The sequence below is a fragment of the Streptomyces tricolor genome (assembly GCF_002155905.1).
Classification (GTDB): Bacteria; Actinomycetota; Actinomycetes; order Streptomycetales; family Streptomycetaceae; genus Streptomyces; species Streptomyces tricolor.
This window is the reverse complement of record NZ_MUMF01000058.1, coordinates 1-9,116: the sequence shown is the minus strand read 5'-3', so window position 1 is coordinate 9,116 and position 9,116 is coordinate 1. Positions and strand designations below refer to the sequence as shown.

The window sequence follows — 9,116 nt, the reverse complement described above, 5'->3', positions numbered from 1 at the left end:
CCAGCAGCCGGCGCAGCGCGGCCACGGCCCGCAGTCCGACCCGCGGATCACGGTCACCGGCGCGCTCGGCGAGATCGGTTGCCTCACTCATGCTGTCAATCTAAGTTGACACTCCCCATTCGTCAACCACAGTTGACAGACGGGGCATGCGAAAGGCGGGCCCGGCACCCCGGACCCGCCTCTCAGCCCCACCGACGCGTCCAGCCACCGCATCCGGCGAACGCGTCGACGAACAGCCGAACCTCAGGAGTTGGTGAGCACGATCTTCCCGAACTGCTCCCCGGACGCGAGCCGCTCGAAGCCCTCGCGGGCCCGGTCCAGCGGCAGTTCCTCGTCGATGACGGGCCGTACCCCCGTCGCGGCGCAGAAGGCGAGCAGATCCTCCAGCTCGTCCTTGGTGCCCATGGTGGAGCCCACCACCTTCAGCTCCAGGAAGAAGATCCGGGTCAGCTCGGCGTGCGAGGGCCGGTCCCCGCTGGTGGCACCGGAGATGACGAGGGTTCCGCCGGGCCGCAGGGACTTCACCGAGTGGGACCAGGTGGCGGCGCCCACGGTCTCGATGACGGCGTCCACCCGCTGCGGCAGCCGCGCTCCGGGCTCCACGGCCTCCACGGCGCCCAGTTCCAGGGCCCGCTTCCGCTTGGCCTCGTCCCGGCTGGTGGCGAAGACCCGCAGCCCGGCCGCCTTGCCGAGGACGATCGCGGCCGTGGCGACACCGCCGCCCGCGCCCTGCACGAGGACCGAGTCACCGGGCCGTACCCCGGCGTTGGTGAACAGCATCCGGTACGCCGTCAGCCAGGCGGTCGGCAGACAGGCGGCCTCGGCGAAGGACAGCTCCTTCGGCTTGGGCAGGATGTTCCACGTGGGGACGGCGACCTGTTCGGCGAAGGTGCCCTGGTAGCGCTCGGTGAGGATGGAGCGCGGCTCGTCGGGGCCGACGCCGTGGCCGGTCTGGCCGATGACGGAGTGCAGGACGACCTCGTTGCCGTCCGCGTCGACCCCTGCGGCGTCGCAGCCGAGGATCATCGGCAACTTGTCCTCCGGGAGGCCGACGCCCCGCAGGGACCAGAGGTCATGGTGATTGAGGGAAGCGGCCCGCACGGTGATGGTGCTCCAGCCGGGACGGGCCTCGGGAGCCGGACGCTCCCCCAACTCAAGGCCGGTGAGCGGCTGGTCGCGGTCGATTCGGGCGGCGTAGACAGCGAACATGCTGCCGACGATAGGTGCACGGTGCAGCCGGCGGAACCGGTGACCCCTGTGACACATGCCCTCTTGCGCACCGGCACCCGGACAGCGCAGCAGACGGCCGACGGGCCTGGGGGCACCCTCGCCCTCACGCGAGCGGACGGGCGGACAGACAAAATGGCCCCGCCCAAATGGACGGGGCCATTCAGCGCAACGGCGACGAGGAGCAGCCTCAGCACCGGGCGACATCGGCGCGGAGCGGCCTCAGCGCCGAGCCACACCCTCGGCCCGGGCAGCCGCGGCGACCGCCGCGGTGACGGCCGGAGCGACCCGCTCGTCGAACGGCGACGGAATCACATAGTCGGCGGCGAGGTCGTCGCCGACCACCGCGGCCAGCGCCTCCGCCGCGGCGATCTTCATCCCCTCGGTGATCCGCGTGGCCCGCACCTGAAGCGCCCCCGCGAAGATCCCGGGGAAGGCCAGCACGTTGTTGATCTGGTTCGGGAAGTCCGAGCGGCCGGTGGCGACGACGGCCGCGTACTTGTGCGCGACCTCCGGGTGCACCTCGGGGTTCGGGTTGGCCATCGCGAACACGAAGGCGCCCTCGGCCATGGAGGCCACGGCCTCCTCCGGGACCGTACCGCCGGAGACGCCGATGAAGACGTCCGCACCCGCGAGGGCGCCCTCCAGCGAGCCGGTGAGGCCGGCCTTGTTGGTGAAGCCGGCCAGCTCGCGCTTGACCGGGGTCAGGTCCTCCCGGTCGGCCGACACGACGCCCTTGCGGTCCGCCACCGCCACGTCCCCGATGCCGGCCTCGACCAGCATCTTGGCGATGGCGACACCGGCCGCGCCGGCGCCCGAGATGACGGCCCGCAGCTGACCGATCTCGCGCCCGCTGAGCCGCGCCGCGTTGCGCAGCGCCGCGAGCGTCACGACGGCCGTACCGTGCTGGTCGTCGTGGAAGACCGGGATGTCCAGGCGCTCCTGGAGGCGGCGCTCGATCTCGAAGCACCGGGGCGCCGAGATGTCCTCCAGGTTGACTCCGCCGAAGGAGGGAGCGAGCCGGACGACGGTCTCGACGATGTCGTCCACGTCGGTGCAGTCGAGCGCGATCGGCACCGCGTCGACACCGCCGAACTGCTTGAAGAGGATGGCCTTGCCCTCCATCACGGGGAGGGAGGCCTGGGGACCGATGTCCCCGAGTCCGAGCACGGCCGTGCCGTCGGTGACGACGGCGACCACGCTCGACTTCCATGTGTAGTCGTTGACCAGCTCCGGCTGCTGAGCGATCGCGGTGCACACGCGAGCGACGCCGGGCGTGTACGCGAGGGAAAGGTCGTCCTTGTCGCGGACCGGCACGGTGGCCTGCACGGCCATTTTGCCGCCGCGGTGCAGCGCGAACGCCGGATCGAAGGAATCGAGGGGCTCGGCCCCGCCGTCCTGGTCCGTTGTGCCGTCGCTGCGAGGATTGACGATCTCCGCTGCCACTTTGTTTTACCCCTTAGGTATGCATGGTTTGAGGGTCGACCACTCCTGGTGAGGGGTGGGCGGGCACCGCGTACGGCCCGATTGCGGATACCGACGAGCCATACGCGACGGGCGCGCCGCACACGCGCCCTGAGCCCCGGATGAGGGGTGTAAAGAACCTTCTTACCGGACGGACCGTGCCCACGACGAGTCCAATAGGTGCAAGGTCACATCGCGAAACCGGAAGGCGGCGCACAAGTGACGCGTGAGTAACACGCGACCGACGGGCCGAGATGGCGCGAAAACACCCAAGGCCGACCGATAGGGACGGCGGTGGGGTGACCACATGCTGAGACAGGCCGAAGATTTTCCGGCGGGAGCGCTGGATTCCCGCAGATGGTTCGGTGGTGATGGACCAAGGTTGTACCGACCTGATGCGATTCGGGGGTCACCCGTTATCCGATTTTGACATAGCGACGCCCCTGAATGGCGTAGTCCGAATGGCAAGATGCCGTAAACCCACGAGGTCGCGACACCCGAAGGTGTGTGTTTCCGTCGACCCATCGGCAACTCTTCCCATCCGCCGGAGGAACCACGATGACCGCAAGCTCCACCCGTCGTACGACCGCAGCGCGCTCCCGTCTGGCCGCGGCCGGTGCGATCGCGGTCGCAGGGGCCCTGCTGCTCACCGGCTGCGGTGACCAGACCCAGGACAAGAACAAGGACTCCGGCAGTGCGTCCACCAGCAGCGCGCCGCTCGCCGACAAGCTCCCCGAGGACATCCGGAGCAAGGGCACGATCCGGGTCGGTTCGGACATCGCCTACGCCCCGGTGGAGTACAAGGACTCCTCCGGCAACATCGTCGGCCTGGACCCGGACCTGGCGGCGGCGCTGGGCAAGCAGCTCGGGGTGACGTTCGACTTCCAGAACGGCACCTTCGACGCCCTGCTCACCGGTCTGCGCTCGGACCGGTACGACATCGCGATGTCGGCGATGACGGACAACAAGAACCGTCAGGAGGGCGTCGACCCGGACACCGGCAAGAAGGTCGGCGAGGGCGTCGACTTCGTCGACTACCTGACCGCCGGTGTGTCGATCTACACCCGCAAGGGCGACACCAAGGGCATCACGACGTGGGACGACCTGTGCGGCAAGAAGCTCGCCGTGCAGCGCGGTACCACTTCCGAGGACCTGGCCAAGCAGCAGGCCGAGAAGTGTCCGGGCGGCAAGAAGCTCTCCATCGAGGCCTTCGACGACAACCAGCAGGCCCAGACCCGGCTGCGTTCGGGCGGCGCGGACGCCGTGTCCGCCGACTTCCCGGTCGCGGCGTACGCGGTGAAGACCTCCGGCGGCGGCAAGGACTTCCAGATCGTCGGCGAGCAGGTCGAGGCGGCTCCGTACGGCATCGCGGTCTCCAAGAAGGAGACGCAGCTGCGCGACGCCCTGCAGGCCGCGATGAACGCGATCATCAAGAACGGCGAGTACCAGAAGATCCTCGAGAAGTGGGGCGCCCAGGACGGCGCCGTCAAGGAGTCCGTGATCAACGGCGGCAAGTGACCCGCGGCACCGAGCGGCCACTGAGAAGGAACATCTGTGACTGACATCAAGAAGACGGCCGGGGAGCAGGGCACTCCCCCGGCCGGCCCGGAGGCGATCAAGGCCATTCCGGTCCGGCACTACGGACGGTACGTGTCCGCCGTCGTCGCCCTCGCGCTCCTCGTCGCGATCGTCTACGCGTTCTCCCAGGGCAGGATCAACTGGGGGGCGATCCCGGACTACTTCTTCGACGACCGCGTCGTGGAAGGCATGGGCAAGACGCTCCTGCTGACGGTCCTGTCGATGGCGATCGGCATCGTCGGAGGCATCGTCCTGGCGGTGATGCGCCTGTCGAAGAACCCGGTGACGTCCTCCATCGCCTGGTTCTACATCTGGTTCTTCCGGGGCACGCCGGTCCTGGTGCAGCTCGTCGTCTGGTTCAACCTGGGCCTGGTCTTCGAGTACATCAACCTGGGGCCGGTCTACAAGGACGAGTGGTCGGACTTCATGACCCCGTTCCTGACCGCGCTGCTGGGCCTCGGCCTCAACGAGGCCGCGTACATGGCGGAGATCTGCCGGGCCGGCCTGCTCGCCGTCGACGAGGGCCAGACCGAGGCCGCCCACGCGCTGGGCATGAGCCACGGCAAGACGCTGCGCCGGATCGTGATCCCGCAGGCCATGCGGGTGATCGTGCCGCCGACCGGCAACGAGGTCATCAACATGCTGAAGACGACCTCGCTGGTCTCGGTCGTCCAGTTCTCCGAACTGTTCCGGGTGGCCCAGGACATCGGCCAGACCTCCGGCGCTCCGGTGGAGATGTACTTCCTCGCCGCCACCTGGTACCTCATCCTCACCTCTGTCCTGAGCGTCGGCCAGTACTACATCGAGCGGTACTACGCCCGCGGCTCCAGCCGCAGCCTGCCGCCGACCCCGTGGCAGAAGATCAGGGCCCACCTGACGACCCTGTCGAGCAGGAAGGTCTCGGCATGACCGACAAGCTGAGCAAGAAGCAGGACACCCCGGCCCAGGACGTCGTCCCGATGGTGAAGGCGCAGGGCGTCCACAAGTCCTTCGGCCACGTCGAGGTACTCAAGGGCATCGACCTGGAGGTGAAGCCGGGCGAGGTGTTCTGCCTCATCGGCCCCTCCGGTTCCGGCAAGTCGACCTTCCTGCGGTGCATCAACCACCTGGAGAAGATCAACGGCGGACGGCTGTACGTCGACGGCGAGCTGGTCGGCTACCGCCAGCAGGGCGACAAGCTGTACGAGCTGCGCGACCGCGAGGTCGCGATGAAGCGCCGGGACATCGGCATGGTCTTCCAGCGCTTCAACCTGTTCCCGCACATGACGGCCGTGGAGAACGTCATGGAGGCGCCGGTGCAGGTGAAGGGCGTGAACCGGACGCAGGCCAGGGAACGCGCCATGCAGCTGCTGGAGCGCGTGGGCCTGGCCGACCGGGCCGGGCACTACCCCTCGCAGCTCTCCGGCGGCCAGCAGCAGCGGGTGGCGATCGCCCGGGCGCTGGCGATGGACCCGAAGCTGATGCTGTTCGACGAGCCGACCTCCGCCCTGGACCCGGAGCTGGTCGGTGACGTCCTGGACGTCATGCGGGACCTCGCCGAGTCGGGCATGACCATGGTCGTCGTCACGCACGAGATGGGCTTCGCCCGCGAGGTGGGCGACAGCCTGGTGTTCATGGACGGCGGTGTGGTGGTGGAATCCGGCCACCCGCGGGACGTGTTGACGAACCCGCAGCACGAGCGGACGCAGTCCTTCCTGTCGAAGGTGCTCTGACCCACGCACGGCGAAGGGCGGTACGGCTTCCCCCGTACCGCCCTTCGCCGTGCCGCTGGGGGCAGCGGGGCGGACGTCCCTCACCCGTCATGCCTCCCCCTTTCCTCGGGGGACGCACAAGAGGCGGTACGACTTCCCGTACCGCCTCTGTCCTGTCGTACCGCCTCTGTCCGCCGCGCCCGGCGCCGGTCTACTTGAGGGCGAGCAGCAGCGTGTCCGAGGGGGAGCACCACACCGGCCGGGCCTCGGCGAAGCCCTTCTCGCGCAGCACGCGCGCGTGCCAGGCGACCGGCGGCATGTCGCCGTCGGCGTGCTCGCCGTAGATCTCGAAGCGTCGGGCGGTCGGCTCGGCGAGGACCGGGTCCGCGGCCGCCAGCTGCCACCACTCGGCCCAGTCCAGGGCGCCGTCCCGCTTGGCCTGATCCATGCGGGCGTGGCGCTGGGCACGCTCGGCCGCGTTGATCCGGGGCGTGGTGTCGTCGATCATGTGGTCCGCGTTCATGAAGACACCGCCGTCGCGGACCAGCTCCGCGACCTGACCGTAGAGGGCCGCGAGGGGTTCGCTGTGCAGCCAGTGCAGGGCCGTCGCGGTCAGGACGGCGTCGTACGAGTCGTAGGGCAGCCGCGCCGGCCAGTCGGGGTCCGTGAGGTCGGCGGTGACGAGACGGACCCGGTCGTCGCCCTCGAAGGTGCCCTGCGCGATGGCGAGCAGCGCCGGGTCGAGGTCGACGCCGGTGCTGGTGGCCTCGGGGAAGCGGCGGAGCAGCCGGGCGGTGATGCTGCCGGTGCCGCACGCGAGGTCGAGCACGCGCGGGGCCGTACCGACGAGCGCCTCGACCATGTCGAGCATGATCCGGAAGCGTTCCTCGCGGTCCGGCATGTACCACTCCTGCTGCCGGTCCCAGCTCTCCTGCCAGGCCGCCCAGTCGGTTCCGGCACTCGTGGTCATGGAACTCCGACTCCCCTCGGTTCGCGTAATACCCTGGAAGCACGACCGGCTGTTACCCGACCGCAGACATGACGATAATGCGCCTCCGTAAGGACTACAAGTGGAACTGGCCTATTACTCGGATTACGCCGTACGTCTCGTCAACAGCGAGGAACCGGCCCGGGGCAAGGACACCCTGACCACGGTCGAGGCCGTCCGCGACCTCTTCGGCGAGAACGCGTCGGCGGCCCGCCGCGCCACCGACGCCGACGTCACGCGTTTCCGGTCGGTCCGGGCCCGGCTGCGGGGGGTCTTCGAGGCCGCCGACCAGGGCGACGAGACGCTGGCCGTGGACCTGCTGAACTCCCTCCTGCTGGAGTTCCCGGTCAGCCCGCAGATCTCCGGGCACGACTACCGCGACGAGGACGGCCGCCCCTTGTGGCACATGCACCTGGCCGACCACCCGTCCAACGCCACCGCCGGCTACGCGGCGATCGCCGCGATGGGCCTGGCCTTCCACCTCACCGAGTACGGCGTGGACCGCCTCGGCCTGTGCCAGGCGCCCCCCTGCCGCAACGCGTACCTCGACACCTCGACCAACCGCTCCCGGCGCTACTGCTCGGACCGCTGCGCCACCCGCGCCAACGTGGCCGCCTACCGGGCCCGCAAGCGCCTGGAGGCCGACCGGTCGGGCAGCAGCGGCCTCGCCGCCGAGAGCGCCCAGCGCAGCAGCGCGAGCGGCGACCGCTGACCCGCCTTGACCGGCCGGAACCGGAACCAGGCCGTACCGAGAATCAGCTCCTCGGGCACGACCCCGTAATCCGTGCTGTCCCCGCCCGCGTACGGGTTGTCCCCGAGCACCCACCAGCCGCCCTCGCGCCGCTCCACGGCACGCTTGACGACCAGCAGGTCCTGCTGGAACGGATGGCGCAGGACCACGACGTCCCCGGGCCTGACCGCACCCCCGTACCGCACCAGCAGCTGATCCCCGTGGTGCAGCGTGGGCACCATCGACGGGCCGGTCACCTCGGCCAGCCCGAAGGGCGCCACGGCCCTCCCCCGCTCGGTCTCCTGCGACAGCTCCGGCATCCCCGGCACCTCCCCGGTCCGTTCCTCCACCAGTCTCAGTCTCACCCTGGACTTTTGTCCTAAGCCCTAGGGGGCACCCGAGAAATCGCCTTCCCCAGGGAGTAATGTCGCACCTGAGAAGACGATCACGAGGAAGGAATGCTCCATGCTTTCCCGCCTGTTTGCCCCCAAGGTCAAGGTCAGCGCCCACTGCGACCTGCCCTGCGGCGTGTACGACCCGGCCCAGGCCCGCATCGAGGCGGAGTCGGTGAAGGCCGTCCAGGAGAAGATGGCCGGCAACGACGACCCCCACTTCCAGGCGCGCGCCACCGTCATCAAGGAGCAGCGCGCGGAGCTGGCCAAGCACCACGTCTCCGTGCTCTGGAGCGACTACTTCAAGGCCCCGCACTTCGAGAAGTACCCGGAGCTGCACCAGCTGGTCAACGACACGCTGAAGGCCCTCTCGGCCGCCAAGGCGTCCACCGACCCGGCGACGGGCCAGAAGGCGCTGGACTACATCGCCCAGATCGACAAGATCTTCTGGGAGACCAAGAAGGCCTGAACCGAGGCCCCTTGATCTCGCCCCCGCGGTGCCTTGGTGCCGCGGGGCGAAGTCGGTGTGACACCGGCCCGCCCGGCCCTGCCGGGCGGGCCGGTGTCGTGTCCGGCGGTGCTGCCGGAGGAGATCGTCCCGCGCGGCCCGGCCTGTGCGAAGCTGTGCGGGTGACCGCGCTGGAGGATCTGAGGCGGCTGCGCCGTGTGCGCGACCGTATGGACCGCGAGTACGCCGAGCCGCTCGACATGACCGAGCTGGCCCGTGACGCCCTGATGTCCCCGGGCCACTTCCAGCGCAGCTTCCGCAAGGCGTTCGGGGAGACGCCGTACAGCTACCTGATGACCCGCAGGATCGAGCGGGCCAAGGCGCTGCTGCGGCGGGGCGATCTCACCGTGACCGAGGTGTGCCTCGCCGTCGGCTGCACCTCGCTCGGCTCCTTCAGCTCCCGCTTCACCGAGCTGGTCGGCGAGACGCCGAGCGCCTACCGCGCCCGCGACCACGAGGAGAGCGCGGCGATCCCGCCCTGCGTGGCCCGCCGGCTCACCCGCCCCCGCCGCCGCCCGTACTGAGGCGGCGGCGGGGG

At 69.6% G+C, this 9,116-nt stretch carries 10 protein-coding genes and 1 pseudogene; 6 read left to right on the top strand and 5 right to left on the bottom strand.

The features are described 5' to 3' along the window. The 3 genes and pseudogenes from CCN44_RS04850 to CCN44_RS04840 all read right to left on the bottom strand — a co-directional run. A pseudogene (locus CCN44_RS04850) lies at window positions 1–91 on the bottom strand (helix-turn-helix domain-containing protein); the annotation flags it as partial. A gap of 152 nt (window positions 92–243) precedes the next feature. Next, window positions 244–1,209, bottom strand: coding sequence for a zinc-binding dehydrogenase (locus tag CCN44_RS04845; protein WP_086696942.1), 966 nt, complete (start codon window positions 1,207–1,209; stop codon window positions 244–246). Window positions 1,210–1,449: 240 nt separating this feature from the next. Next, window positions 1,450–2,673 carry an NAD(P)-dependent malic enzyme gene (locus CCN44_RS04840; RefSeq protein WP_059252556.1) on the bottom strand — a complete coding sequence of 408 codons (1,224 nt, stop codon included), beginning with the start codon at window positions 2,671–2,673 and terminating at the stop codon, window positions 1,450–1,452. A gap of 576 nt (window positions 2,674–3,249) precedes the next feature. Between CCN44_RS04840 and CCN44_RS04830 the strand changes: the two genes are divergently transcribed. From CCN44_RS04830 to CCN44_RS04820, 3 genes are read left to right on the top strand one after another with little or no spacing between them, the layout of a single operon-like run. Further along, window positions 3,250–4,209, top strand: coding sequence for an ABC transporter substrate-binding protein (locus CCN44_RS04830; protein WP_059252555.1), 960 nt, complete (start codon window positions 3,250–3,252; stop codon window positions 4,207–4,209). 36 nt (window positions 4,210–4,245) lie between these two features. Then, window positions 4,246–5,178 carry an amino acid ABC transporter permease gene (locus CCN44_RS04825; protein WP_059252554.1) on the top strand — a complete coding sequence of 311 codons (933 nt, stop codon included), beginning with the start codon at window positions 4,246–4,248 and terminating at the stop codon, window positions 5,176–5,178. A gap of 50 nt (window positions 5,179–5,228) precedes the next feature. Continuing rightward, the gene (locus CCN44_RS04820) at window positions 5,229–5,981 is read left to right on the top strand and encodes an amino acid ABC transporter ATP-binding protein (RefSeq protein ID WP_059255230.1); all 753 of its coding nucleotides are present in this window, start codon (window positions 5,229–5,231) and stop codon (window positions 5,979–5,981) included. 190 nt (window positions 5,982–6,171) lie between these two features. Here CCN44_RS04820 and CCN44_RS04815 read toward each other — a convergent pair whose 3' ends face one another. Next, window positions 6,172–6,930: a class I SAM-dependent methyltransferase gene (locus CCN44_RS04815; RefSeq protein WP_086696941.1), complete on the bottom strand. Its 759-nt coding sequence runs from the start codon at window positions 6,928–6,930 to the stop codon at window positions 6,172–6,174. A gap of 100 nt (window positions 6,931–7,030) precedes the next feature. Here CCN44_RS04815 and CCN44_RS04810 point away from each other — a divergent pair, with 100 nt between their 5' ends. Further along, entirely contained in the window at window positions 7,031–7,660 is a 630-nt protein-coding gene (locus CCN44_RS04810; RefSeq protein WP_086696940.1) for a CGNR zinc finger domain-containing protein, read from the top strand. Here CCN44_RS04810 and sodX read toward each other — a convergent pair. Next, entirely contained in the window at window positions 7,564–7,998 is a 435-nt protein-coding gene (gene sodX, locus CCN44_RS04805) for a nickel-type superoxide dismutase maturation protease (protein WP_059255229.1), read from the bottom strand. The genes CCN44_RS04810 and sodX overlap by 97 nt on opposite strands. A 145-nt stretch (window positions 7,999–8,143) precedes the next feature. Between sodX and sodN the strand changes: the two genes are divergently transcribed. Beyond that, window positions 8,144–8,539 (top strand): superoxide dismutase, Ni, encoded by a 396-nt coding sequence (gene sodN, locus CCN44_RS04800; protein WP_014674929.1) that lies wholly within the window; start codon window positions 8,144–8,146, stop codon window positions 8,537–8,539. Between the two features lie 161 nt (window positions 8,540–8,700). Next, entirely contained in the window at window positions 8,701–9,102 is a 402-nt protein-coding gene (locus CCN44_RS04795) for a helix-turn-helix transcriptional regulator (protein ID WP_086696943.1), read from the top strand. Window positions 9,103–9,116 lie beyond the last annotated feature (14 nt).

Coding starts and splice junctions, on each gene's coding strand:
- CCN44_RS04845 (WP_086696942.1), bottom strand. CDS start 1,209: ATGTTCGCTGTCTACGCCGCCCGAATCGACCGCGACCAGCCGCTCACC.
- CCN44_RS04830 (WP_059252555.1), top strand. CDS start 3,250: ATGACCGCAAGCTCCACCCGTCGTACGACCGCAGCGCGCTCCCGTCTG.
- CCN44_RS04820 (WP_059255230.1), top strand. CDS start 5,229: ATGGTGAAGGCGCAGGGCGTCCACAAGTCCTTCGGCCACGTCGAGGTA.
- CCN44_RS04815 (WP_086696941.1), bottom strand. CDS start 6,930: ATGACCACGAGTGCCGGAACCGACTGGGCGGCCTGGCAGGAGAGCTGG.
- sodX (WP_059255229.1), bottom strand. CDS start 7,998: ATGCCGGAGCTGTCGCAGGAGACCGAGCGGGGGAGGGCCGTGGCGCCC.
- sodN (WP_014674929.1), top strand. CDS start 8,144: ATGCTTTCCCGCCTGTTTGCCCCCAAGGTCAAGGTCAGCGCCCACTGC.